We start from the raw sequence: 24,192 nt of genomic DNA on the forward strand, positions 1-24,192 counted from the left end.
GAGCCGATGCCGTACGCGCGGCGAGGGGCCGGCCAACGTGACGCCGCCCGGTTCCGCTCGACCGGGGCGCCCCGCTCGCCATGCCCGACCCGCTCGCCATGCCCGGCCCGCCCCGGTGTTTTGTCGCTGTGAACAATCCAAGGGCCCTTACTGCTGTCATGCGGCCCATAGGACGCGCCGGTGGACGGCGACAAGATGTCAGCGATGTAAACATTCAGTGATCTCGTTAACGGAGGCGGGTCATGGCCAATCTGGCAGAGTTCCTCGTGGAGACGGCCGGGCGACTGCCCGAACGCCCCGCGCTGCGCCTTGGGGAGCGTGTCCTCACCTACGCGGAGCTGGACGAACACAGCGCCCGCGCCGCCGCCCTGCTCAGGTCGGATGGCATACAGCCGGGCGACCGGGTCGCCCTGATGCTGCCCAACGTTCCCGAGTTCGTCGTCCTGTACTACGGAGTCCTGCGTGCGGGAGCGGTCGTCGTTCCGATGAACCCGCTCCTGAAGACCAGGGAGACCGAGTTCCACCTCACCGACTCCGGCGCGGTGCGACTCTTCGAATGGCACCAGGCGCCGGGCGAGGGCGCGAAGGGAGCCGCCGCGGCGGGAGTGCGGCACACCGCTGTCGACCCCGCCGCGTTCGCCGCGGCGCTGGCCGGGCACGAGCCGCTGTCCGACGTCGCCCACGCGGACGGCGAGGACATGGCCGTGCTGCTGTACACCTCCGGCACCACCGGCCGCCCCAAGGGCGCCGTCCTCACCCACGCCGGCCTGCGGCACAACACCGAGGTCAACAGCATCCACATCCAGCGGATGACACCCGAGGATGTGGTGGTGGGCTGCCTGCCGCTGTTCCACATCTTCGGACAGATCTGCACCATGAGCGCGGCCGTCCGCAGCGGTGCCTCCCTCGTCCTGATCCCCCGCTTCGAGCCGGGGGCCGTCCTGGACGCCATCGCCCGCGAGCGGGCCACCGTCTTCGAGGGCGTCCCGACCATGTACGCCGCGCTGCTCCAGCACCCGTCCGGGGCGGACGTGTCGACGCTGCGGATGTGCATCTCCGGCGGCGCCTCGCTGCCGGTGGAGATACTCCGCGGCTTCGAGCAGCGGTTCGGCTGTCCGGTCCTCGAAGGCTTCGGCATGTCCGAGACCAGTCCGGTGGTCACGTTCAACCACCCGGACCGCCCGCGCAAGGCCGGCTCCATCGGCACCCCCATCCGGGATGTCGAGGTGCGGCTGGTGGACGACAGGGGGCAGGAGGTGACTCCGGGCGAGATCGGCGAGCTGGCCGTCCGGGGGCCGAACGTGATGAAGGGCTACTGGAACCGTCCCCAGGAGACCGAGGCCGCCGTACCCGACGGCTGGCTGCGCACCGGCGACCTTGCCCGGGCGGACGAGGACGGCTACCTGTACATCGTCGACCGCAAGAAGGACATGACCATCCGCGGCGGCTACAACGTCTACCCGCGCGAGCTCGAGGAGGTCCTCCACGAGCACCCCGATGTCGCTCTGGCCGCGGTGGTGGGCGTCCCGCACGCCGAGCTGGGGGAGGAGGTCGCGGCCGCGGTCGTACTCCGCCCTGCCGGTCGGGCCACGCCCGAGGAACTGCGGCATTACGTCAAGGAGCGGGTGGCGGCCTACAAGTACCCGCGCCAGGTGTGGCTCGTGGACAAGCTGCCGCTGGGGCCGAGCGGCAAGATCCTCAAGAGGGAGATCACCCTGCCGGCGGTGTGAGGACCGGCCCCCTCATGGCGCTCCGGGTTGCGATGGGCGAAGTGGGCCCAAACGATGAAACCAGGCGCTACTGCGCCCGGGCAGGCGTACGCGACAGGCGCGGCCGGTGAGGTCGCGCGAACAGGGCACCTGCGTGCCCGTGACATGGAGCGGACATGACCGATCTTCCTCCTCCGATCACCCCCTATCTCGAACCGGCCGCGAAGGAGCTGTGTGAGGCCACCGACCCGCACCCGCGGATCTACGAGGTGCCGCCGGAAAAGGGCCGCGACATCCTGCTCGGCCTGCAGAGCGACGAGAGCGTGCCCCGCCCCGAGGTCGACGAGGAGTGGGTCGACGTGGACGCGGGCGAGTGGGGCACGGTCCGCACCCGCATCATCCGGCCCAAGGGCTCGTCGGGACCGCTGCCGGTGGTGTTCTACATCCACGGCGCCGGCTGGGTCTTCGGCGACGAGAAGACGCACGACCGGCTCTTCCGCGAGCTCGTGGTCGGCGCCGGGGCGGCGGGCGTCTTCCCCGTCTACGACCGCGCGCCCGAGGCGAAGTACCCCACTCAGGTCGAGCAGAACTACGCGGTGGGGCAGTGGGTCCTGGAGCACGGTGCGGAGCACGGCCTGGACACCTCGCGGATCGCCGTCACCGGAGAGTCGGTGGGCGGCTGCATGTCGGCGGTGTTCGCGCTGATGAACAAGGAGCGCGGCGGGATCGACCTCAAGGCGCAGGTCCTGCTCTACCCGGTGACGAACGCCGACTTCGACACCCCGTCCTACCTCCAGTTCGCCGAGGGCTACTACCTCACCCGCGACGGCATGAAGTGGTTCTGGGACCACTACTCCGAGCCGAGCCAGCGCACGGAGGTCTACGCCTCCCCGCTCCAGGCCTCCCTGGACCAGCTCAAGGGCCTGCCCACCACCCTGGTCATCACCGACGAGGCCGACGTGCTGCGCGACGAGGGCGAGCAGTACGCCAACAAGCTGCGCGAGGCCGGCGTGGACGTCACCTCCGTCCGGGTGGCGGGCATGGTCCACGACTTCCTCCTCCTGGACAGCCTGCGCGACACCCGCGCCGCCAACGTCGCCCGCAAACTCGCCGTCGACGCCCTGCGCACGGCTCTCCACGAGAGCTGAGGCACCAGCACGCCCGACCTGGCACTCCTGCGTGCCACGCACGTGGTCCGGGCCCGTGCACCTGTCTGCGAGGCAGGGCGGGCCCGGCCGCACTCACACGGTCCGGGCCCTTCACGGTCTGACACAGTCTCAGCTCCAGCGACGCAGGGACACGCTGGACATGCCGGCGGCCGCGTCGGTACACGAGGCCGGGAAGAATTGAGCCTCCGAGCAGACCCTTCCTGGCCCTCTTCGCGTTGTTGACCATGTTCTCGGTGACCTGCTGGCCGGGACTCGCTTCAGCGACCTCTTCGAGCAGCCCCTTGAGGGGCCTCGGCGACGTCGTCGGGCAGCTGCTGGGAAGGAGTAGCCATACCTGGCTCCCGTCGTTCATGCCGCGCCGCGTCTCGGCGCGGCGGATACCAGTCGTCTGTCCGACTCGGAGACGGACACGCGGCCGAAGAGCGCTGTCCACACGGACTGATGAATTTTCGAGGGGTCCGAAGGCTCCGCCCTGACTGGGCCTCAGAAGTGCTGCCAGGAGTTCTTGATCAAGACCGTCGGCCGGCAAGCACCACGTCCTCACCGACGCCCAGGGCATCCCGCTCACGGTGTCGCTGACCGAGGTGATCCTGTCAGGACCTCTCAGGGTGTGCATCGGGAAAGTCGGATGAGGAGTGCGCAAAGCTGGGGGCCGGCCATCTGCCCTTGACCGACGAGTGGGGAGGACGAGGACGGAACCGGCGAGACCAGGTGCACACCGCTCACCGTGCGGACGCGGAACGCGGTCGGCTGACGGACAGTCGGAACCCGGTTGTGAACCTTGGATAGAGTGCGGAGCGCTCCGGCTGCCGAGCTGAGCCGCGCCGCCTCGGCGGCGCCGAGACCCGCAGCCGCGTCGAAGGGTGTGGGACCGCGCTCGCAGACCTGCCGCCGGTGCACCAGTGGCGGCCGCGGCCGCGATCCGAAAATTGGGGTGGGAGATGTCCAGTCACCGATTGTCCAGAAAAGGCCGTTACATCGCGTGGGCCACGACAGGCGTCATCGTCGTTGCCGGAGCCGGGATCGCGGCGCAGACTTCGATGGCCACAACGACCTGGCCGGCGCAGAAGACGTACACGGGCCGGGCGTTCGACACCTGCACGGCACCCTCTCTCGCCGCGATGAAAGCCTGGAACACCGGCTTCTACGGAGCAGCTGCGGTCTACATCGGCGGCAAGAACCGCGGCTGCGCCCAGCCCAACCTCACCGCGTCCTGGGTGAAGTCGGTCAGCGCCTCGGGCTGGAAGCTCATACCCCTCTACGTCGGCGCCCAGCCGCCCTGCCAGACCAGCAGGAACCCGGAGAGGTTCACCGCCACCACGGCAGCCGGTGTCGGGGTGCGCAACGCCAAGGACGCGATCGCCAAGGCGTCCGCACTCGGCATGAAGCCCGGCAGCGCCATCTACCTCAACATGGAGTCGTACGACATCACGAACAAGGCGTGCAACGACGCCACCCTGACGTACGTGCGCTCTTTCACCAAGACCCTGCGGGCCAACACGTACCGCGCCGGGTACTACGGCTTCGCCGGCTCCAGCGCCAAGGCCATCGCCACCGCCAAGGACCGGACCGACCTCCCGGGCAACCTCTGGTACGCGCTGTGGAACAAGAAGAACACCACCACCGCCGACTGGCCATGGGATCCCGAGCTGTACACCGACCACAGTCGCGCCCACCAGTACATGGTCGACAGCAGGGAGTCCCGCGGCGGACACACCGTCACCGTCGACCGCAACGCCTGGGACGCCCCGGTCGCCGTCATCGGATAGGAGCTGCGTCTCCTGGTGGCGCCGCAGCACCTTCAATGCCGGCCCTGGCCGGAGAGGTTCGCGCGGGGCGTGGGCCGGTGACGATGTCGTCGCAGGCGGCCGGATCGGTCACACCTCGGTAGGTCGGTGAGGTGTTCCGGGAACCTCCGGCGGAACGTCGCGGATCAGGCCGGTCAGCGGACCGTGGGTGCGCCAGCCCAGCGACTCGTACAGGGCCCGCCCCTCGGTCGTCGCGCCGAGCACCGCCGCCGAGGAGCCGGCGTCGACGGCGGCGTTGGCCAGCGTCCGCATGACTGTGCTGCCGAGTCCTCTGCGGCGGTGGGCCGGAGAAGTCTCGACCTGGTCGACGACGGCGGTGCGGCCGGGGCCGGGTACGGCGACCTGACCGCGGGCGGCGAACGCGCCCTCCTCGGTCAGGGCGAGTACGCGTATGACGCCGCCCCGCTCCCAGGTGCGTACCCGGTATCCGCGGGGCGCCTCGGCCGGGGCCGGGTGCAGCGGTGTGGACATCAGGAAGCCGTCGCTGTCGAAGCGCCAGCCGGGGGCGACCCATGGTGCGACGGTCCGCGGCGGCAGGAAGAGCTTCAGCCAGGTTCCCGGCGCGGTGGCCGTCTCGGTCAGCTTGCGTATCAGCGACTCGTCGGCGTCGGGCAGCACGTGTCGGGTCACCTGGCCCGTCAGGCCCACCTCGCAGGTGAAGCCCCAGGGCTGGGTCACCGGCGGTGCGGCTCCGCGTGAGACGACCCAGCCCTCCACCCATGAACGAACGAGTTCCGCGTCCATGCCGCTCCTCACGTAATAGGTGCAACGGGTGCGTGACTATTACATGGCTGGTGGGTCTGCCGCTGTGATGGGCGCGGACAGCGGCCCGCCCTGGTGTGAGGCGCGAGTGCTCGCCGTTCCCTTCGGCCCTCCTCCGCTCGCCGCGAGCACGTCCTGGCCGCCGACCCGCCGCCCAGTCACGGAGTGATAACGGCGAACAACTGTCCGGGAGTTGGCGCGGTCTAGTCCACCATGAAGATCTCTTTCCTGATCCACAACGCCTATGGAATCGGGGGCACGATCACCACCACGTTCAACCTGGCCGGAGCGCTGGCCGAACGTCACGACGTGGAGATCGTCTCCGCGTTGCGCCACCGCGAGCGCCCCAACCTCACCCCCCACCCGCGCGTACGGCTGCGCGCCTTGGTGGACCTGCGCACGGAGGCGGACCATCCGCTGCACCGGCGGCCGGCGAAGGTGTTCCCGGCGGCCGAGTACCGCCACAGCCAGTACAGCGAGCTCACCGACCAGCGCATCGGCGAGCACCTCCAGGCGCTCGACGCCGACGTCGTCATCGGCACCCGCCCGGGACTCAACGTGCACATCGCACGCCAGGCCCCGCAGCACGTCCTGCGTGTCGGGCAGGAGCACCTGACCCTCGACAACCACTCACCGCGGCTGCGTACCGCCCTGCGGCGCGCCTACCGCCGGCTCGACGTGGTCACCACCGTCACGGAAGCGGACGCTGCCGCCTACCGGCGCAAGATGTGGCTGCCGGGCGTCCTCGTGGAAGCCCTCCCCAACAGTGTCCCCGACCCCGTCCTGCCACCCTCGGACAGCAGCGCCAAGGTTGTCGTCGCCGCCGGTCGGCTGGTCCCGGTCAAGCGCTACGACCTGCTCATCGAGGCCTTCGCCCAGGTCGCCGCCGCCCACCCGGACTGGCAGCTCCGTATCTACGGCAAGGGAGAGGAACAGCCCCGGCTGCGCGAGCTGATCGAGCGGCTCGGTCTGTGGAACAACGTCTTCCTGATGGGGGCCGCCACCCCCATGGAGGCCGAATGGGCCAAGGCGTCGATCGGCGCGGCCGCGTCCAACTTCGAGCCTTTCGGCATGACGATCGTCGAGGCGATGCGCTGCGGACTGCCCGTCGTCAGCACCGACTGCCCCTACGGCCCGGGCGAGATCATCGCGGACGGCACCGACGGACGCCTGGTGCCGGTCGGAGACCGCGACGCCCTCGCCGCGGCCCTCTTGGAACTCGTCGGAGATGCCGAACTCCGCCGCCGCATGAGCCGCGCCGCCTTGGACAACGCTCGCCGCTTCGCCCCCGGCCCCGTCGTCGCCCAGGCCGAACGCCTCCTGGAAGCCGCCGCCGCGGCCAGGACCGGGCGGGGGCGGACCGCTTCGTCGGCCCGCCCGGCCGCGAACGCCCTGACCGGCCGTGGCCATGCCGCCCGCGACGCGGCCCATGCCGCTGCGGTCGGCGTGCTCCGCTCGATCCGGGGAGGCCACGGATGAGCACCGCGGAACGCCCGACAGGCGCGGCGCAACGTACGACGGCCCCGACGGAAGACATGACGATGAGCACGCAGCAGGAGACCCGGCCGCGCGCCGGGTGCACGATCGACACGGACGGGCGGATCACCTTCCGCCTTCCGCCGGTTCCGGCGGACAACCCCCGGCTGCTCCTGCGGCTGCGGCCCAAGAAGGGCCGGCCCGAGACGGCCCTCCACTTCCTCGAACTGGAACCCGACGGGCCCGACGGTCGTCTCCGCGCCGCGCTCGGACCACAGCCGGTCCTCGACGAAGGCCGCTGGGACGTGTATCTGGTGCCGGAACCGGAGGCCGAACGGCAGCGGCTGCGCCCCGGCCCGCGCGACCTGCGCGCCCTGGTGGACGGTCACCTCCGCGACCGCACCTCACCGGTCGCCGTCAGAATCCCTTACGTGACGAAGGACGGCTTCCTGGCCCTCAGGTCGTGGCTTCGCCCGATCCACGCGGAGGCCGGTGCCGTGGACGTCGCCGACGGGACGATCACTGTCTCCGCGCGGCTGCACGGCGCCGCACTCGGCGAAGACGCCACCGTCCGCCTGCGCCTGCGCGGCAGCACCACGGTGCGCAGTCTGCGGCCGCGGATCGACGACGACGGCCGAGGGTTCTCCTTCACCGCCGGACCGGACCAACTGGTCGACGGCCACGGCGACGGCCACGGCGACGGCAACAGCGACGGCGGAGCGGGCCGTGTATGGGACGTCTTCGTGCGGCCCGCCGCCGACGCTTCCGCGGTCAGGATCGCGCGGCTGCTCGACGACGTGGCCGACCGCAAGCACGTCTACGTCTACCCGGCGATCACCGCGAAGGGCTCCACCCTGCGCCCTTACTACACGGTCGACAACGACCTCTCCATCGAAGTGGTCCGCGGTCGTGTGAGGGCCTGAACCGTTTTCGCCGGACGGACGGACGGAGCCGGACGGACGAACGGCCGGCCGGCCCGGCACAGTCCCGCCGGCCCGACGCACCCCACCGGAGGTGGCCGGGTGGCGGACCGGCAGGTGAGCGACCACCCGTCGGACGATGCCACCATGAGCCGGCGGGAAGAAACGGTCGAACCGGCGCGCCTCCCCGAGATCGGCGCTGACCGCCCCGTCCGACCGGTGAGCGCGTCCGGCGCCGCCGCATCAGGTCACGCGCCTCTCCGGGCGCCCGGTGGACCGCCGTACGTCCGCCATTCCCCTCGCCGTTGCCCCGCGCGCAGGGGCTGTACCGGTCGACTCGGCGGCCGGCAACCCGGATCGGGCACGTGGGCCGCCGGCTCGGTTGCCGGTCAGGTGACCGCGCTGCCCCACCGGAGCGCCGAACCGCTGTCCCGTGCCCGGCCGAGGTCCACGGACGACTTCCAGGTGGCCAGCAGGCGCAGGGCCGTCTCGTCCGCGGTGCCGGACTCCGTCGTGTAGACGAAGAGGGTCTGGTCCGCCCGCCCCGCCAGGGCCATGGCCTGGTAGGAGACGGTGAGGTCACCGACGACCGGATGGTGGTACGCCTTGGTGCCCCAGGTCCGCTCGACCACCCGCTGGTCGGCCCACAGGGCGCGAAAGTCGTCGCTGCGCACGGACAGTTCACCGATCAGATCACCGAGTTCCCGGTCTCCGGGCCGCCGGCCCGCTTCCATGCGGAGCATCGCGGCGGTGTCGGCGGCGACCGTGTGCCAGTCGCCGTACAGTTCCCGGGCGTAGGGGTCGAGGAAGACGAAGCGGGCCTGGTTGCGCTCTTGTGGAGCGAGTGCGGCGAAGTCGGTGATCAGCGCGCACGCGAGGCGGTTGCCCGCCAGGACGTCCGTATGGCGGCCCAGCACGAAGGCGGGACTGCAGGCGCTGTCCAGCGTCTCCAGGAGCCGGTGCACCGTGGGGTCGACCTGCTCTCGTGTGCGGCCGGGATCGTCGTCGGGCGGCCGGCGATCGGCGGCGAGGTCGAAGAGGTGGGCGCGCTCGGCGCCGTCCAGCCGCAGGGCGGCGGCCAGCGAGTCAAGCACCGCCTGGGAGGCCGTACGGCTGCGGCCCTGCTCCAGGCGTGTGTAGTAGTCGACGCTCATGCCGGCGAGCTGGGCCAGTTCCTCGCGCCGCAGACCGGACACCCGCCGGCGCCCGGTACGGGGCACACCGACCTCGTCCGGGACGAGCCGGGAACGGCATGACCTCAGGAACTCTCCGAGAGTGACGAGTCGATCCATGTGCTCCATGGTGCGCAACGGACGGGCCGGTCGGCGAGGCGTGAGGGTGGCCGTGTTCTTCCTACCCTGCCGCTGGTCCGGGCGGTTCCTGGGAGTGGCACTCCCAGGTACACGGCGGCCTGGTGCCGGGCGCGGCGTGCGGCGACGGTGGTCGCAGCGCCGGGCCGTTCGGGGCCGGCGATGTCCCTCCTGACGATGTGGGTGTGTGCCATGTACTTCGACGACTCCGTACGCAAGGACCTGCTGGACCGGCTGCGTTCCTCGGCCGGCGACCGTGACCGGCGCGTCCTGCTCACGGGTGCCACGGTGGTCACGATGGATCCGGCCCTGGGCGTGCTGCCACGGGGCGACGTCCTGATCCAGGGCGAGGTGATCGCAGCGGTGGGCGTGGATCTGCGGGCGCAGGGCGCCGCGACGGACGCGGTGGTGATCGACGCGGCGGGCTGCGTCGTGGCGCCGGGCTTCGTGGACACGCACCGGCACGCCTGGGAGGCGCAGCTGCGCCGCGTGATGCCGGACGTGGACGACCTGGGCGGCTACGTCACCACCACGCTCCTGGGGTACGCGCCGGTGTACCGCCCGCACGACATGTACGTGGGCACCCGGCTGGCGGCTCTCACCGCGCTGGACAGCGGCATCACCACGATGCTCGACTTCTCCCACAACTCCCGTACGGCCGCGCACTCCGACGCGGCGGCGCAGGCGCTGGTGGACACCGGGATCCGGGGCGTGCACGCCGCGATGGCCCCGCACTTCGGCGACTGGGACAAGCAGTGGCCCGCGGACGTGGCGCGGCTGCGGAAGGAGTACGGCAGCGGTCTGCTCACCTTCCGGGTGGCCGCGCTGGCGACGGACGAGATCGCGGGCCCGGAACTCGCGTACGGGCCGCGGCTGGCCGCGGCGGCCCGCGAGCTGGGTGTCGGGGTGAGCGTGGACGCGGTCTTCGGGCTGCCGTCGTCGCAGGCGATCCTCGAGTGGGAGCGGCAGGGACTGCTGGGTCCGGACCTGACGCTGATCCACTCCACGGGCCTGACCCCGGACGCGTGGCGGGCCATCGGCGACAGCGGGACGACGATCGCGCTGGCACCGACGTCGGAGGCGCAGATCGGTCTGGAGTCGGCGATCCCGGCGGTGGACGAGGCACTGGCGGTGGGGGTGCGGCCGGGGCTGAGCATCGACGTGGAAGTCGCGCTGGCCAGCGACATGTTCACGCAGATGCGGGCCCTGCACGCCATCCAGCGGATGCGCGCGGTCAACGCCGCCTACGGCACCGATGCCGAGCCGCGCCGGATCAGCGCCCTCGACGTGCTGGACTTCGCCACCCTGCAAGGGGCCCGGACGAACGGGCTGGGTGAGGTGACCGGATCGCTGACGCCGGGCAAGCAGGCCGACGTGCTGGTCGTCCGCGCCGAGGACATCAACAACATGCCGTTGAACGACGCGGTGGGCACGCTGGTACTGGGCGCCGACGCCCGCAACGTCGACACCGTCTTCGTCGCCGGACAGGTCCGCAAGTGGGGCGGGCGCCTGCTCGACGTCGACCTCGCGGCCCTGCGTGACGACGTCGCCGCCTCCCGCGACCACATCCTCGACGCCGCCGGCACCACCGGCTGAACCTCGCGCGCACACACGTGCGCGGACGGCGCCACCGCACCGGGTGGCGCCGTCCGCGCGTGTCCGGGCGGGCCCAGGGACCGGCCCGGCCCGACGGTCCGTGCGCGTCCCGGCCCTCGGTGAGACCCGCCGAGGCGGGCACGCCCGGTGACCGGAGGCCGGCCGTCGGCTGTGCGGGGCCACGACAGGTGCCGCCGCCGTACCGGTTCACCCGCGGCCCCGCCGCCGTACCGGTTCACCCGCGGCCCCGCCGCCGGCCGATCGGCCGACGCACAAGCGCCGCGGCGGCCGAACCGCGCGTGCGGCAGCGTGTGCGTGCGCGTGTGCGTGCGTGCGTGCGTGTGCGGGCACTCAGCGCTCCCGGCCACGGGCTCTGAGACGGGCCTCGGGCAGATCCGGGGCGGGCGTGGGAGCCCCGTCGAAGCCCTGGACGGTGCCGAAACGCCGCCCGGCGTTCCAGTCCGCGCGGGCCTCGGCGATCTCCTCACCGCTGCGGCCGATGAAGTTCCACCACATGACGATCTTCTCGTCGAACGGCTCACCGCCCAGCAGCATCAGTCCGCTGTCGGCGGCGGCCCGCAGGGGAAGCTCCCGGCGCCCGCAGCCCAGGTACAGCATGGAGCCGGGTTCGAGCCGTACGCCGTCGACGTCCGTCGAGCCGGACATGGCCAGCACCGCGTACTCGAAGTCGGGTTCCAGCGGCAGTCTCACGTCCGTGCCCGCGGCCAGCGAGAGGTCCGCCCCGACCAGGGGCGAGTAGGTGGGCCGGGGGAGGCGGCGCTGTCGATCTCGCCGAGGATGACGGTGGCCCGCAGTCCGGTCCGCGAGGTGACCAGCGGGAGGTCTGTGTGGTGCTCGAAGGCGGGGCTGACGTGGCGGTGCGCGTCGGGGAGGGCGACCCAGAGCTGTGCCCCGTGCAGCAGTGGCGCGTGCGCGCGGGGGGACTGCTCGGCGTGGGCGATGGCCCGGCCCGCGGTCATCAGTCCGAGCTCGCGGGGGCGGATGGTCCGCAGGCTGCCGAGACTGTCGCGGTGCAGGACGTCCCCGTCGTGCAGCCAGCTGACGGTCTGCAGGCCGGTGTGCGGGTGGGGTGGAACCCACATGCCGGGCTCGTCGGCGATGTCGTCGGGACCGTAGTGGTCGACGAAGCACCAGGCGCCGACCATCCTGCGTCCGAGGTTGGGCAGCAGCCGGCGTACGACGGTGCTTTCGCCGAGCGGGGTGATCCGGGGCCGGAGCAGTTCGCGGACGGGGCGGGCGGAGACCTCCCCGCGGCCTCCCCGGCGCAGGACGGGCGGCGTGGTGTCGAGGTTGCTCATCGCGTCACAGCCCGAACCGGGCGCGGTCCTGCTGCGGGACCAGCTCGACATAGTCCGGGTGCCGGGTGATCCAGCCGCGGACGAAGGGGCAGTAGGGCAGCACCTCGAGGCCGCGCTCCCGGGCCGCGTCGAGGGCGCCCTTGATGAGCAGGCCGGCGAGGCCGCGGCCCTCGAACCGCTGGTCGATCTCGGTGTGCAGGAAGGCGATCTCGTCCTTGTACGCGTGGTACTGGGCGAAACCGGCCAGATCCGCACCCTCGTGGATCTCGAAGCGGGACCGGGACGGGTCGTCGGTCACCTGCGGTTCCATGAACTCTCCTGTGGTGATGCGGAGTAGATGCCGACGGTCGTACGGAACAGGGACCGTGATGCGGCGGCGATGCTCATCGTGCCCTTCGGGCTGCCGCGTGACGGGCGGACCGTGTACGGCTGCACCGACCCTGGCACGGCACGCCGCCGCCGCGCGTCGGCAGCAACTGCCTACCTCGCGGCACGCCGATGTTCGTTCAGGCCGGTGAAATCCGCCCGGCCGGGCTTCGCAGTGCCGCACGTGCGTCCGCCATGACGTCGTCGCCGTTCCCGCCACACCGCTGGAGCGGCCGGCCCCGGCACGGCATGGTCTCGGCTTCGCACCAGATCAGGCGGATGGACAGGCGTGGTCGTCGCCCGCGAGCCGTACGCGGAGGACGTCCGCGGTTCCATGGTCCGGCTCGAACCGGCCGGGCGGAAGGAGGTCGAGGGAGCGGCGCCCCGGCATGCTGGACGACGGTGCGGCGGCTCTTCTTCGCCCCCTTCACGGACCGGGAGGCCCGCCTCCTCGGCGAGTTCCCCGACCGGCCCTGACGCAGGTCGACGCGGAGGCGGCGGACCCGGCTTGAGCACCACCCGCCGCTGATCCTGGGTGGAGCGCACCCAGGAAACTCGCGGCCTGGAACCCGCCGGTGCCGCGGGCGACGGTGGATGCCATGAACACCGACGACACCACTTCCCCCGCCCCGCACCCCTACGTCGGCATGTGGGTCACCGCCGACGGACACATCCGCCAGGAGCTCCTGCCCGACGGCCGCTACGACGAGGCCCGCGGCACGCGGCGGAGCGCGTACACCGGCAGGTACACCGTCACCGGTGACCACATCGACTACGTCGACGACACCGGATTCACCGCCACCGGAGACGTCCGCGACGGCGTCCTCTACCACGAACACCTGGTCCTGTACCGCGAGGGCGAGGTGCCGGCCCGCGACCGCCGCTGACCAGGCTGTCCCGCCCTGTGCGAGGGCGGGACAGGCACTGGCCCTCGTGCTGGGCGCCATGCTCGCGCCGACCGCCGACCGCCGACCGCCGACCGCCGACCGCTGACCGCCGACCGCTGACCGCTGACCGCTGACCGCCGTCTCGTTGGGGCGTGTGGTCAGCGGACGCACCGTCAAGTGGGCGTCGTCGACGCACAGCTGAGGCCCCACCGCCTCCTCGGGAGATGTTGTTGACGCGTCATCAAAACTAGGTTAGATTTCAACTATCGCCCGAGGGGGCGGGGTGCCGGGAAACAGCCCGGTCCGCACGCCTCCCGGAAGCTGACCGGAGGATCGTCATGAACAAGCAGTCCCTCATGCCGCGTGTCGCCGTGGTGCTCGCGGCCCTGGGTGCCGTCACAGCCGGTTCCGCCCTCTCGGCGCACGCCACGAGCTCGCCGGTCCCGGCGGCGGCTCCCATCGTCACGGCGGAGAGCCAGGGCGAACTCTTCCCCGAGTTGAACGGCCTGCGCATCAAGGCGGCCGGCTCCGGCGACGTCTACCTCGTCCTGGACGGCCAACGGCACCTGATCCCCAGCTCCGTCACCTACAACGCGCTCTTCCGTGACACCGACGGCGTTCGCCTGGTCCTCACCACCGCGAACATCGCCGACGGTGGACCCCTCAGTGCCTACGCCTACCTGGCCCGCAGCACCGACGACGCCACCGTCTACCTGGTCTCCAACGGCTACAAGCGCGAGATCACCCCTGCGGCCCTGGACAAGTTCGGCTTCGACGCGACGGCGGTCCGCAAGACCTACCCGTCCGTGCTGGCCGCCCTCCCCACCGCCGCTCCACTCACCTGACCGGCACCGAGCCGGGCCGCCTGGCCGTGCCGCTCCCGCCGACCAGTCGACTGCGGTGCGTCGTTCCGCCGTACGGAGAGCGGCTCGACGCGCCGCCCGGTCGGCGCCGCGGGCTCCCTCGCGAGATGAAATCGCAGCTCAAGGCCTCCTGTGTGGCATCATTACGTCACTTCGCCTAAACGTAAACATACGAACTATTGGCGGCGGGCCGTCCGAGCGGTGCGCCGTCTCCGACACGATGAGGTTCACCATGGGGGGAACGGACACGTCACGCCTTCACTTCGCGGTGCTCGGCCGTCTCAGGGCGAACCGCGACGGCAGGGAGCTGGATCTCGGCTCTCCGCAGCAGCGGGTGGTGGCCGCGGTCCTGATCCTCCGGCACGGCCGGGCCGTGAGCAGGGACGACCTCGTGAGCGCCCTGTGGGACACCCCACCCCGGCGCCCGGAGGTCGTGGTGCGCACGTACGTATGGCGGCTGCGCAATCTCCTGGAGCCCGGTCACGCGCCGGACGAGCCATGGCGGATCCTGCGGTCGGTGCCCGGCGGCTACTCACTGCGCCTGTCCGAGGGCACCCTGGACTGGGAGCTGTTCGAACAGCAGGTGGCCGAGGCGCGGATCCGGGGCGCGGCCGGTGACACGGCGGGAGCCCGGCACCTGCTCGACAAGGCCCTGGCACTGTGGCGGGAACCGGCCCTGGCGGGGATACCCGGCCCCTTCGCGGAAGCCGAACGCTCCCGACTGGAAGAACGCCGCCTGGACGCAGTCGAGGCCCGCCTGGAGGCGCTGGTCGAGCTCGGCGAGTGCGCCGACGCCGCCACCGAACTCACCACCCTCGCCGAGACCCACCCCCTGCGCGAAGGCCTGCACTATCTGCTGATGCAGGCGCTGCACCGCACCGGCCGGCAGGGCGAGGCGCTGGCGGCCTACCGTCGGGCGCACCGCCTGCTGGGACGCGAACTGGGCATCGAACCCCACGCCCGCCTGCAACAGCTGCACGCCGACATCCTCGACCGTACGGCTACGGCTACGGCTGCGTCCGTACCCGTCCCGCAGCCCGAGGTCGTCTCCCGCCAGGAACGGGCACCTCGTCAGCTCCCGCACGCCGTGGCCGACTTCACCGGCCGCGCCGAGGAGACCGAACGCATCAGAAGCGCGCTGTCCGACCCCCGGGCGCGGGCACTGCGCATCGTGCTGGTGACCGGCATGGGAGGTGCCGGGAAGACCTCCCTGGTCATGCACAGTGTGCAGAGCGTGCTCGCCGACTACCCGGACGGGCAGCTCTACGCCGATCTGCGCGGAGCCGACGGAACGCCCGCCGACCCCGGCACCGTCCTTGCGTCCTTCCTGCGCGCCCTGGGCGAGCGCGACTCCTACATCCCCACGGACCTCGGCGAGAGGGCCGCCCTGTACCGCTCCCGGCTGGCCCAGCAGCGTGTGCTGATCGTGCTGGACAACGCCGCCGACATGGAGCAGGTGACCCCACTGCTGCCCGGCGCCGCCACCTGCGCCGTCGTCGTCACCAGTCGAAGCGGCCTGGCGACCCTCCCGGTCAGCCTGCGGATCGTCCTCGGCGCGCTGCCTTCCGGGGAGGCGCTGCGGCTGTTCACCCGCCTCGTCGGAGCCGCCCGCGTCGAGGCGGAACCGCGCACCGCGCACCGTATCCTCGCGGCCTGCGGGGGGCTGCCGCTGGCCGTGCGGATCATCGGATCCCGGCTGGCCGCCCGTCCCGAGTGGACCCTCGCCGAGCTGGCCGAGCGCCTCGCCGACGAACAGCACCGGCTGTCCGAACTCACCGTGGACACGGTCACCGTCGAATCCAGTTTCGCCCTCGGATACGGCCAGCTCGACGACCTCACGCGTCAGACCCTGCGGCTGCTCGCCCTGCCCGACCACGGTGTGTACGACCTGTCCACCGCGAGCGCCGTCCTCGACAGTCCGGCGGAGACCGCCAAGACCCTGCTGGAACGGCTGGTCGGCGTCGGGCTGCTGGAGTCGCCCGCGCTGGAGCGCTACCGGTGTCACGACCTGGTCCGCCTGTTCGCCCGGCGCCTGGCCGCGGAGACGGACCCCGAACAGGTCCGCCACGCCGCGCTGGGACGCCTCCTGGACCTGCATCTGGTCGCCGCCGCCGAGTCCTACCGTGTCATCCGGCCCGGTCACACGGTGGCGCGCACGGCAGTGCCGGTCGTGCCGGGAGGGACGCGCTTCGCCGGCGTCAACGAGGTGCTCGCCTGGAGCGCCTCCAGTCTCGACGACATCCTGATGCTCCTGACGCAGACGGCGGCCACGCACACCGACCGCGCCGCGACGCTGCTGCTGATGCTGGACGCCGTGCTGATGAACGCCCACCTGTGGCACCAGATCATCCCGGTGGCCACCCTCGTCGCCGACGCGGCCGCTCACGCGCACGACACGCGCTCCGAGAGCCGTGCCCGCTACATCCTGAGCGGAGCGCTGGCCCAGGTCGGGCGGTTGAGCGAGGCGGAGAGCCAGGTGGCCCGGGCACTTCAGGCGTCGTGCGAGGGTGATGAGGACGTCCGCGCCATGGCACTGAACGTTCAGGCCGTGGTCGTCGGTCACCGCGACCCGGTTCCCGCCGTCCGTCTGTTCCGAGAGGCCGCCGCCCTGGCCGGACGGCGAGGCAATCGGTCTCTGGAGGCGATGGTGCTGGGCAACGCGGTCCAGACCCGGCTGCGCAGCGAGGGCATCGACGAGCAGACCGTGGCCGAATCAGAGCGTCAGACCGAGCTGTTCCGGCAGCTCGGAGACCGGCAGGGAGAAGCCCTGTCGAACTATCGCCGGGGACAGGTGCTGGTCCGCCAGGGCTTGCTCGATGACGCGATCGGCGTCTACCAGCACGTCCTGGAGCTGCTGGACGAAGGGGAACAGGACTTCGTACGCGCGGGCACCCTCATCCGCCTCAGTGAGGCGTACGGCGAGGCGAACCGCCTCCACCTGGCCGTACGGTGTGCCGAACAAGGCCTGCGGCTGACCAGGGCGATCCGGCATGAGCAGCTGGAGGCTCTGTCCCTGCGCGCGCTCGGCGACGCGCTGGCCGCGATGGGCCGAACCGAGGAAGGAAAGGCGCACTGGCGAAAAGCCCTGGCCATCCTGCGCCATCTCGGTTTCCGGAGCGACGCCGCAACCGTGGAGAGACGCCTCGCCGCAGCCCCATGACATCGCCTCGAACCCGCGGCCCCTCCGCCGCTCGGACCTGTGACCTCCGAGCGGCGGCAGGTGTGGGCCGCGCCGGCGCGTCAGTTGCGCCGCCCGGCTGTCGTGCGGTTCGCCGCAGCGCGGCCACGGCTCGTCGGCGGGTCACAGCAGCGGCCCGCCGACGGAGCTGTCGTGCACCGTCGGTGCCCCGGCCTGGGTGCAGCCGGGTCGCCGCCCGCGCCCGTCCCGGTCGGCCTCGCTGGGCCAGGACGAGCCCGGCCGGGTTCAGACGGAGTCGACCACGAGCGCGCTCGCGGTCGCGAAGGTGTGCCGGAACTCCTTGAGGGGGGCGTAGTCCTCGGAGTGGTAGAAGTCGAGGACGGCCTGCTTGTCGGGGAACTCCAGGATCACTCCGATGCCGGGACGCTCCTCGGCCTCCAGGACGAAGCACTCGGTGTCCCGGGCGATGGGCCTGCCGCCGTAGCGGGAGACCACGTCGAGCGTCCGGGACTCGTAGTCCCGCATCTTCTCGTCGTCCCGGGGGGTGACGCTGATGACCATGTAGGCACTCACTGTCGCATCCTTCGTTCGTTAGTTCGCAAGTACGCGAACTATTTAACTGCGAGATCAGGGGCAACGCCAAACGCCGAGCCTGTGAACCGGACCACACCGCATCGACGCCCCACGAGGCGTCCGGCTCGGGGCGCTGAGCCACCCGGTCCGCACGCGCGAAGGGCCGCACCGGGAGGGGCGGCCCTTCGCGCGTCAGGGGTGGAGCGGGGTCAGATGGCTTGAGCGGTGGGGAGGATGGTGATTTCGGTGAGGTTGACGTGGCGGGGGACGGCGGCCATGAAGGCGACGGTTTCGGCGATGTCGGCGCTCTGGAGGACGTCGATGTCGTGGATGAGGTCGGCCATGAGCGTGGAGGCGTCCGGGTCGGTGACGTGGTCGGGGAGTTCGGTGTCGACCATGCCGGGTTCGATGGTGGCCACGCGGACCATCTTGCGGCCGAGTTCGACGCGCAGGAGGCGGGTGAGGTGGCTGATGTAGGCCTTGGTGCCGGAGTAGACGGAGAACTTCTCCAGGATGCGGGTCGCGGCGATCGAGGAGGTGTTGACGAGGTCGGCCGGCTTGCCCTGGGCCGCGGCATTCGTGAGGTGCGGCAGGAAGGCGGCGATGACGTTCATCAGGCCGGTGATGTTGAGGTCGATCTGGCGCTGCCAGTCGTCGACCTTGAGTTCCTCGATGCCGGAGATGAGCTGGACGCCGGCGTTGTTGAAGACGAGGTCGGCGTTGCCGAAGGTGGCGGCGACCTGGTCGGCGGCGTCCTGCACCGCGGTTCGGTCCGTGACGTCGACGGCGAGGGCGAGGGCGGTGCCGCCCGCCTGCTCGATGGTCTTGACGAGCTGGTCGAGCCTGTCCTTGCGGCGAGCGAGGACGACGACGGTGGCGCCGAGGGCGGCGAGGCGTTCGGCGGTGGCGGCGCCGATGCCGCTGGACGCGCCGGAGACGACGGCGACACGGCCCGACAGCGGGGTACCGGAGAGAACGGCAGCGGACATGATGGTTACCTCTTCGAATTCGCGGGTTCTATCGGGCACGGGCACTTCGGAGACGGAGCCCGGTGGGGGAGGGCAGCTTGGCGGCGGCATCGGCTTGGGGCCGGCGGCATCGCCTTCGTGCCGGCGGCTCGCTGCTCAGGCGGCGTCGTCGTGGGCGGTGGCGGCGGACTTGTCGCGCCAGGGAGTGAGATCGTCGTGGATCTGCCGGATCTTGACGTCGAGGCGTTCGAGGGTGTCGCGGCCGAGGTAGAGGTGGGTGGGGAGCTTGTCGGTGCTGGTGACTTCCACGATGAGGGCGGCGCCCTTGACGGGGTCGCCGAGCTGGGCGTGGTTGGCCTGGTCGATCCAGTCGAGGGTGACGTGGGCGGGGGTGTCGTCGTAGTCGGGGATGCGGTTGGTGGTGACGGAGAGGGAGCTCGAGTCGAGGAAGTCGGTGCGGAAGACGCCGGGTTCGACGACCATGGACTGGATGCCGAAGGGCGCGAGTTCGACGGAGAGGGCTTCGCTGATCCCGGCGACGGCGAACTTGGAGGCGGAGTAGAGGCTGACGCCGGGTTCACCTTCGAAGCCGGAGCGGGAGCCGATGTGGACCAGCTTGCCGGAGCCCTGCTCGCGCATATGGGGCAGGACGGCGCGGGTGACGTTGATGAGGCCGAAGACGTTGAGGTCGAACAGGGAGCGGGCCTCGGCGTCGGTGATCTCTTCGAGGGCGCCGAGGAGGCCGCGGCCGGCGTTGTTGACGAGGACGTCGATGCGGCCGAAGCGGTCGACGGCGGCCTGGACGGCGGAGGGGATGCTGTCGTTGTCGGTGACGTCCAGGGCGACGGGGAGGACGGTGTCGGAGGCCTGGAGGTCCTCGGGCACTCGTTCCGGGTTGCGGACGGCGACCACGACGTTGTTGCCGTCCTTGAGGGCGGCACGGGCGATCTCCGCGCCGATACCGCGGGACGCGCCGGTCACGAACCACGTAGCCATGAGATGGCCTTCTTTCCTTGCTTGTTCCCCCTGTGATCCAGGGAGAAAGTTCCTTTCTTTCCCTTGCGAATTCGAGTGTGCCCGTCGGGAGATTCCGGATGAAGGGCGTCCTTTTCCTGGGTGTTCCATTCCTAGGAACCGGGCGGCCGCAAGACCCGTCCCGGTGCCACGGCGGCGTCACGGCCGGCCCGGAACAGCGGGTGCTCGATCGGCGAGTTCGGCCGGGCGGGCCGACCGTCGTCGAGGCAGGCGTCCGATCACGCAGAATCGATATGAGAGCAGCACCTCTCGTGCCAACACCGCGAAAACGGTAGGAAATGCTGGGACCGGCAGCTGCATCGGCAGCTGTATCGGGGACCACATCCGGAATCAGGAAACCGGCATGGATTCCTGCCTGGATTGCTGCCTGGATCAGGTGATCAAGCGTTAGGGGCGAGATGCCCGACATCGCGGCCGGGGTCACCGACCGTGCACGACAGCTCCGTCTGCGGGCGCTGCTGTGCACCCGAGGGTGGGATCTCGGGAACGGGGTCTGCCCGCCTCAGTCCAGCGTCGCCCGCTCCAGGAGCGGAGCGAGGGCGAGGCGTGCCTGCTCCGGGGTCACTACGTCCTCAGGTGCGAGCTTCTCGTAGGAGTAGCTGGCCGCGTCGGCGTAGATGCGTTCGCCGATCAGCTTGGCGTCCGTGGTGTAGGCGAAGATCTGGAAGATGTTGTAGTTCATCAGGTAGTGCGCGTCGGTGTCGGCGTCCGGGAGGTGGCCCTGGTCGACGAGGTACCGGCCAGGAACCACATGGGCCCAGTACGCCTCGGTGGTCACCCCGAAGTCCTCCACGCACATGTTCATGGTGCGTGCGCCCATGACGTTGACCCGCGCCTCATAGGTCTCGCGGTAGAAGTTCTCCACCGCTTCCTTGCCGTTCAGCACGGCGACGGTGTCATGGTCCGCCACCCGGTAGGCGGGCTCGTCGACGGTCAGCTCCGGGACGATGATCTGGTCCCAGTAGCCGGACAGTTCCAGCAGCAGGTGGCGGTAGTAGTTCTTGAGTATGGCGCGATGGAGCGGTTTCGTCGTGTTCCGCAGGTATTCCTCCACGCGGAGCGGCCAGTGCGTGACGTCGAAGCGCGGCGGGACAGCCGGCAATGTCATCGCGTCATGCGTGGAGAGGGAGGTGACACCGGTCACGAGAGGCTCCTGGTGATGGAAAGGGACAGGGGACGTCAGTCCGGTCCGGCGCCGTGCGCGGGCCGCGTGGGCCACCAGCACACGGCGCCGGGTGGGTCACGGAGCGGCCGGCTGCGCGCCGAGCTGCTCCATGAGTGAGAAGAGGTTGGCCACACCCCAGTGCTCGGTGATCCGGCCGTCGACGACGCGCATGGCATCCACGGTTTCGAAGTGGATCTCACGCCCGGTGGGCGCGATGCCGAAGAACTCGCCCTTGTGCGTGCCGTGGTAGGTCTTGTAGGTCGTGATGAGGTTGCCCTCGGCGGCCTGCCAGTGGATCACGGCGTGGAAGTCGGGGAAGGCGGCGCGCAGAGTCTGGTACAGCTCCAGAGCGCCTGCCTTGTCCGGGGTACGGCCGGGCTGCGGGGTGTGGTCGACGAAGTCGTCCGAGAACAGTTCGTCGTACAGGGCCCAGTCACCGCCGCCCTGAACCTCTTCGGTGTTGCGCCGGATCACCGCTTTCGCGGCTTCGCTGATGTCGGTGCTCATGGCTGGCTCCTTGGAGAGATGCTGCTGGGAAAAAAGGTGTGTCAGATGACGGCGGTGAGGCCGCCGTCGACGACCAGTACGGTGCCGGTGACGTAGCTGGACAGGTCGGAGCCGAGGTAGGCGACGGCGTCGCCGACTTCCGAGGGAGCGCCGAGCCGACGCAACGGGGTCCGCTGCCGGAAGCCTTCGGCGGCCGCGCCGATGTCGGGTGTCTCGCGCAGCAGAGCGGTGTCTATGGTGCCCGGGGCGACGGCGTTGACGCGGATGCCGTCGGGACCGAGGGCATCCGCCAGCGCCTTGGCCATCAAGGTCACGGCGCCCTTGCTGGTGGAGTAGGCGACGGTGATTCCCGCACCGACGATGCCGCCCATGCTGCCCATGAGCACGATGCTGCCGGTCTTGCCATGTGCCTTCATCTGGCTCGCCGCGGCTTGCGCGCCGAACAGCACCCCGTCGACGTTGACGGACATCAGCCGGTGGAAGTCGTCGGCGGTGACGTCGGCTCCGTCATGGCGCAGGGTGATGCCGGCGTTGCAGACCATGACGTCGACGCCGCCGAATTCGCCGGCCGCCGCGACCAGACGGTCCACCTGCTCCCGGCTGGAGACGTCGGTGGTGACGAAGCGGGCAGCGACACCCAGCTTGGTGATCGCCTCGGCGGTGAGCTCACCGCCTTCGCGGGGTGTCTCCCGGATGTCGGCCGCGATGACCGCTCTGGCGCCGTGTACGGCGGCGCGGATCGCGATGGTGCGTCCGATGCCGCTCGCGGCCCCCGTGACGACGACGACCTTGCCTTCGAGGATGTTGCTCACGATGCCCGGTACCGTCGTCACGCGGCGGCACGCAGCTGGGCGAGGGCGCCGCTCCAGGCGACGACCTGGTCGAGGACGGCGGTGACGGCGCCCTCCTGGTGGGCGGCGGGGTGGAACTCGCTGAAGTTCTCGAAGTCGGTGAACAGGGAGAGGGCCACCTGGTTGCGGACATCGGCGACTTGGAGCTCGGCCATGACCAGGCGCAGGTGCTCGACGGCGCGGGTGCCACCGACGCTGCCGTAGCTGACGAAGCCGGCGGCCTTGTTGTTCCACTCGCCGTAGAGGAAGTCGATGGCGTTCTTCAGGGCGCCGGAGGTGGAGTGGTTGTACTCGGGGGTGACGAAGACGAAGCCGTCGAAGGAGGCGACCTTCTCGGCCCACGCCTTGGTGTGGGGCTGGGTGTACTGACCGAGGGAGGGCGGCGCGACCTCGTCGAGGTGGGGAAGCTTGAAGTCGGCGATGTCGACGAGTTCGTACTCGGCGTCGGTGCGCTGCTTCGCGATGTCCAGCACCCAGTTGGCCACGGCTTCGCCGTTGCGGCCGGGGCGGGTGCTGCCGAGGATGATGGCGATGCGGGTCATGACGGGTGTCTCCTTGAGCAAGTGTGCTGGACGCGCTGGATGCGCTGGATGTGCTGTGCGGGGGAGGAGGAGATGGCGCCGACTGGGCTTCAGAGTTCGCCAGGGCGGCCGTAGCGGTAGAAGAAGGGGCCGATCCGGGCGGCGATCGCACGCGTGAGCGGTGAGCTGTCCTCGAGGAGGCGGGCGCCGGGCGTGAGGTCACCGATGTGGAGCGGGTCGAAGCCGGCGTCCCGGATGAGCTGTTCGGTGAGGTCCTTCGCGCCGGGTTCGGCCGCGTAGAGGCTGGTGGGGGTGACCCGCTGGGTGGTGATGTCGTCGTAGGCGGCGGCGAACACCGTGGAGAACGACTTGGCGGTGGGGCCGCCGATGATCGCCTTGATGTGGTGGGAGAGGGACAGGTAGGTGTCGTCCCTCTCCGTGTAGAGGTTGGTGGTGTCGATGGTCACCTGGCCGTCGAGGCCTGTGACCTTCGACAGCGCGTCGGCGATGGCGTTGCCGGGGACGGACACGACGACGACATCGGCGGTGGCGGCGTCGCCGCCGTCCCGGCCGATCGTGGTCACCTGGTGGCCGGCCTTCCGCCAGAGGCGGGCCAGACCGCCTCCGACATTTCCGTTGCCGATGACTGTGATGTTCACGCGTGACTCCTTGTTGATGTGTCAAAGGACGCCAACAGGCCCACCGTCACGACCCGTCGGAAGTGAACGGGTGTCAGCCCTTGTTCTGGTCGAGGAGCAGGAGTTCCCAGGCGAGGCTGGTGCCGAAGCTGCCGCCGTGTTCGAGGAGGATGTCGGTCATGCCGGGGACGGTCTCCTCGCGGGCCCAGTCGCGTTGCCACTCGGAGATGACGGTGCCGGAGCAGGTCGGGATGACGCCGGCCTGGATCATGCGCTGGATGCCGCGTTCGTGGGCTTCGGTGGTGGTGGCGCCGGAGGCGTCGGTGACGGCGAAGACGCGGTAGCCGTCGGCGAGGGCGTGGATGGCGGGCCAGGCGAGGCAGATGTCGGTCCACCGGTGGCGTCCATGCTGCGCATGCCGGCGAACTGGGCGCCCTGGTGGTCGATCAGCAGCAGTACCGACTTCTGTGGGGTCGGGAGGGCGTCGAGGCCGGTGTAGGTGATGTCCTTGGCTGCCATGTCATCTCCGATGATCGTGATGGGCCGACGACCCTGGATGCGGCCGCCTCGATCAACATCGCACCGGTGGATCAAACCGCGCATCGGCGAC

General features: G+C 70.6%; 21 protein-coding genes and 2 pseudogenes. 9 read left to right on the forward strand and 14 right to left on the reverse strand.

The annotated features are described in order from the left end of the window. Positions 1–242: 242 nt before the first annotated feature. From ABT232_RS12470 to ABT232_RS12480, 3 genes are all read left to right on the forward strand, one after another. A complete protein-coding gene (locus ABT232_RS12470) occupies positions 243–1,730 on the forward strand; it encodes a long-chain-fatty-acid--CoA ligase (protein ID WP_351839384.1) in 1,488 nt (495 codons plus the stop codon). Positions 1,731–1,885: 155 nt separating this feature from the next. Further along, the gene (locus tag ABT232_RS12475) at positions 1,886–2,857 is read left to right on the forward strand and encodes an alpha/beta hydrolase (protein ID WP_351839386.1); all 972 of its coding nucleotides are present in this window, start codon (positions 1,886–1,888) and stop codon (positions 2,855–2,857) included. 962 nt (positions 2,858–3,819) lie between these two features. Continuing rightward, entirely contained in the window at positions 3,820–4,647 is an 828-nt protein-coding gene (locus ABT232_RS12480) for a glycoside hydrolase domain-containing protein (RefSeq protein WP_351839388.1), read from the forward strand. Between the two features lie 108 nt (positions 4,648–4,755). Here the strand turns inward: ABT232_RS12480 and ABT232_RS12485 are convergent, their stop codons facing one another. Further along, entirely contained in the window at positions 4,756–5,430 is a 675-nt protein-coding gene (locus ABT232_RS12485) for a GNAT family N-acetyltransferase (protein ID WP_351839390.1), read from the reverse strand. A gap of 231 nt (positions 5,431–5,661) precedes the next feature. Here ABT232_RS12485 and ABT232_RS12490 point away from each other — a divergent pair, with 231 nt between their 5' ends. Continuing rightward, positions 5,662–6,927 (forward strand): glycosyltransferase family 4 protein, encoded by a 1,266-nt coding sequence (locus tag ABT232_RS12490; RefSeq protein ID WP_351839392.1) that lies wholly within the window; start codon positions 5,662–5,664, stop codon positions 6,925–6,927. A 62-nt stretch (positions 6,928–6,989) separates the two neighbouring features. Beyond that, complete coding sequence (locus ABT232_RS12495; protein WP_351839394.1) at positions 6,990–7,847, forward strand: transferase; 858 nt, start codon at positions 6,990–6,992, stop codon at positions 7,845–7,847. Between the two features lie 386 nt (positions 7,848–8,233). On the opposite strand, the gene ABT232_RS12500 is transcribed toward ABT232_RS12495, so the two are convergent. Beyond that, the gene (locus ABT232_RS12500; RefSeq protein WP_351839396.1) at positions 8,234–9,136 is read right to left on the reverse strand and encodes a helix-turn-helix transcriptional regulator; all 903 of its coding nucleotides are present in this window, start codon (positions 9,134–9,136) and stop codon (positions 8,234–8,236) included. Between the two features lie 210 nt (positions 9,137–9,346). Between ABT232_RS12500 and ABT232_RS12505 the strand changes: the two genes are divergently transcribed. Further along, positions 9,347–10,750, forward strand: coding sequence for an amidohydrolase family protein (locus ABT232_RS12505; RefSeq protein ID WP_351839398.1), 1,404 nt, complete (start codon positions 9,347–9,349; stop codon positions 10,748–10,750). A 351-nt stretch (positions 10,751–11,101) separates the two neighbouring features. Here ABT232_RS12505 and ABT232_RS12510 read toward each other — a convergent pair. Together ABT232_RS12510 and ABT232_RS12515 are read right to left on the reverse strand one after the other, a co-directional pair. Next, positions 11,102–12,069 (reverse strand): annotated as a pseudogene (locus tag ABT232_RS12510) (pirin family protein). Positions 12,070–12,073: 4 nt separating this feature from the next. Further along, positions 12,074–12,379, reverse strand: coding sequence for a GNAT family N-acetyltransferase (locus ABT232_RS12515; RefSeq protein WP_351839400.1), 306 nt, complete (start codon positions 12,377–12,379; stop codon positions 12,074–12,076). A 655-nt stretch (positions 12,380–13,034) separates the two neighbouring features. Here ABT232_RS12515 and ABT232_RS12520 point away from each other — a divergent pair. The 3 genes from ABT232_RS12520 (at position 13,035) to ABT232_RS12530 (ending at position 17,345) form a co-directional block, all read left to right on the forward strand. Continuing rightward, positions 13,035–13,322 (forward strand): Atu4866 domain-containing protein, encoded by a 288-nt coding sequence (locus tag ABT232_RS12520; RefSeq protein WP_351839402.1) that lies wholly within the window; start codon positions 13,035–13,037, stop codon positions 13,320–13,322. Between the two features lie 338 nt (positions 13,323–13,660). Beyond that, positions 13,661–14,167, forward strand: a complete 507-nt coding sequence (locus ABT232_RS12525; RefSeq protein ID WP_351839404.1) for a hypothetical protein — start codon at positions 13,661–13,663, stop codon at positions 14,165–14,167. Between the two features lie 250 nt (positions 14,168–14,417). Next, positions 14,418–17,345 (forward strand): AfsR/SARP family transcriptional regulator, encoded by a 2,928-nt coding sequence (locus tag ABT232_RS12530; RefSeq protein ID WP_351839406.1) that lies wholly within the window; start codon positions 14,418–14,420, stop codon positions 17,343–17,345. Between the two features lie 264 nt (positions 17,346–17,609). Here ABT232_RS12530 and ABT232_RS12535 read toward each other — a convergent pair whose 3' ends face one another. From ABT232_RS12535 to ABT232_RS12580, 10 genes and pseudogenes are all read right to left on the reverse strand, one after another. Next, complete coding sequence (locus ABT232_RS12535) at positions 17,610–17,897, reverse strand: DUF1330 domain-containing protein (RefSeq protein ID WP_351839408.1); 288 nt, start codon at positions 17,895–17,897, stop codon at positions 17,610–17,612. 209 nt (positions 17,898–18,106) lie between these two features. Continuing rightward, positions 18,107–18,886, reverse strand: a complete 780-nt coding sequence (locus ABT232_RS12540) for an SDR family oxidoreductase (RefSeq protein WP_450871730.1) — start codon at positions 18,884–18,886, stop codon at positions 18,107–18,109. Between the two features lie 135 nt (positions 18,887–19,021). Beyond that, on the reverse strand, positions 19,022–19,861 hold the full coding sequence (locus ABT232_RS12545) for an SDR family NAD(P)-dependent oxidoreductase (protein ID WP_351839410.1): 840 nt from the start codon (positions 19,859–19,861) through the stop codon (positions 19,022–19,024). 541 nt (positions 19,862–20,402) lie between these two features. Continuing rightward, positions 20,403–21,044 (reverse strand): hypothetical protein, encoded by a 642-nt coding sequence (locus tag ABT232_RS12550; protein ID WP_351839412.1) that lies wholly within the window; start codon positions 21,042–21,044, stop codon positions 20,403–20,405. Positions 21,045–21,140: 96 nt separating this feature from the next. Further along, the gene (locus ABT232_RS12555) at positions 21,141–21,572 is read right to left on the reverse strand and encodes an ester cyclase (RefSeq protein WP_351839414.1); all 432 of its coding nucleotides are present in this window, start codon (positions 21,570–21,572) and stop codon (positions 21,141–21,143) included. Positions 21,573–21,613: 41 nt separating this feature from the next. Next, positions 21,614–22,405: an SDR family NAD(P)-dependent oxidoreductase gene (locus ABT232_RS12560; RefSeq protein WP_351839415.1), complete on the reverse strand. Its 792-nt coding sequence runs from the start codon at positions 22,403–22,405 to the stop codon at positions 21,614–21,616. After that, positions 22,402–22,965, reverse strand: coding sequence for an NADPH-dependent FMN reductase (locus ABT232_RS12565; RefSeq protein ID WP_351839417.1), 564 nt, complete (start codon positions 22,963–22,965; stop codon positions 22,402–22,404). Before ABT232_RS12565 ends, ABT232_RS12560 begins: the two co-directional genes overlap by 4 nt. A gap of 89 nt (positions 22,966–23,054) precedes the next feature. Beyond that, positions 23,055–23,603 carry an NADPH-dependent F420 reductase gene (locus ABT232_RS12570; RefSeq protein WP_351839419.1) on the reverse strand — a complete coding sequence of 183 codons (549 nt, stop codon included), beginning with the start codon at positions 23,601–23,603 and terminating at the stop codon, positions 23,055–23,057. 73 nt (positions 23,604–23,676) lie between these two features. Further along, positions 23,677–23,853, reverse strand: a complete 177-nt coding sequence (locus ABT232_RS12575) for a hypothetical protein (RefSeq protein ID WP_351839421.1) — start codon at positions 23,851–23,853, stop codon at positions 23,677–23,679. 30 nt (positions 23,854–23,883) lie between these two features. Next, positions 23,884–23,967: pseudogene (locus tag ABT232_RS12580) on the reverse strand (hydrolase); the annotation flags it as partial. Between the last annotated feature and the right edge of the window lie 225 nt (positions 23,968–24,192).

The organism is Streptomyces sp. NPDC001532, from assembly GCF_040298625.1.
GTDB lineage: Bacteria > Actinomycetota > Actinomycetes > Streptomycetales > Streptomycetaceae > Streptomyces.

Excerpts from the sequence above, each read along its gene's own strand:
- ABT232_RS12470 (WP_351839384.1), top strand. The coding sequence starts at position 243 with ATGGCCAATCTGGCAGAGTTCCTCGTGGAGACGGCCGGGCGACTGCCC.
- ABT232_RS12475 (WP_351839386.1), top strand. The coding sequence starts at position 1,886 with ATGACCGATCTTCCTCCTCCGATCACCCCCTATCTCGAACCGGCCGCG.
- ABT232_RS12480 (WP_351839388.1), top strand. The coding sequence starts at position 3,820 with ATGTCCAGTCACCGATTGTCCAGAAAAGGCCGTTACATCGCGTGGGCC.
- ABT232_RS12485 (WP_351839390.1), bottom strand. The coding sequence starts at position 5,430 with ATGGACGCGGAACTCGTTCGTTCATGGGTGGAGGGCTGGGTCGTCTCA.
- ABT232_RS12490 (WP_351839392.1), top strand. The coding sequence starts at position 5,662 with ATGAAGATCTCTTTCCTGATCCACAACGCCTATGGAATCGGGGGCACG.
- ABT232_RS12495 (WP_351839394.1), top strand. The coding sequence starts at position 6,990 with ATGAGCACGCAGCAGGAGACCCGGCCGCGCGCCGGGTGCACGATCGAC.
- ABT232_RS12500 (WP_351839396.1), bottom strand. The coding sequence starts at position 9,136 with ATGGATCGACTCGTCACTCTCGGAGAGTTCCTGAGGTCATGCCGTTCC.
- ABT232_RS12505 (WP_351839398.1), top strand. The coding sequence starts at position 9,347 with ATGTACTTCGACGACTCCGTACGCAAGGACCTGCTGGACCGGCTGCGT.
- ABT232_RS12515 (WP_351839400.1), bottom strand. The coding sequence starts at position 12,379 with ATGGAACCGCAGGTGACCGACGACCCGTCCCGGTCCCGCTTCGAGATC.
- ABT232_RS12520 (WP_351839402.1), top strand. The coding sequence starts at position 13,035 with ATGAACACCGACGACACCACTTCCCCCGCCCCGCACCCCTACGTCGGC.
- ABT232_RS12525 (WP_351839404.1), top strand. The coding sequence starts at position 13,661 with ATGAACAAGCAGTCCCTCATGCCGCGTGTCGCCGTGGTGCTCGCGGCC.
- ABT232_RS12530 (WP_351839406.1), top strand. The coding sequence starts at position 14,418 with ATGGGGGGAACGGACACGTCACGCCTTCACTTCGCGGTGCTCGGCCGT.
- ABT232_RS12540 (WP_450871730.1), bottom strand. The coding sequence starts at position 18,886 with ATGTCCGCTGCCGTTCTCTCCGGTACCCCGCTGTCGGGCCGTGTCGCC.
- ABT232_RS12545 (WP_351839410.1), bottom strand. The coding sequence starts at position 19,861 with ATGGCTACGTGGTTCGTGACCGGCGCGTCCCGCGGTATCGGCGCGGAG.
- ABT232_RS12555 (WP_351839414.1), bottom strand. The coding sequence starts at position 21,572 with ATGAGCACCGACATCAGCGAAGCCGCGAAAGCGGTGATCCGGCGCAAC.
- ABT232_RS12565 (WP_351839417.1), bottom strand. The coding sequence starts at position 22,965 with ATGACCCGCATCGCCATCATCCTCGGCAGCACCCGCCCCGGCCGCAAC.
- ABT232_RS12575 (WP_351839421.1), bottom strand. The coding sequence starts at position 23,853 with ATGATCCAGGCCGGCGTCATCCCGACCTGCTCCGGCACCGTCATCTCC.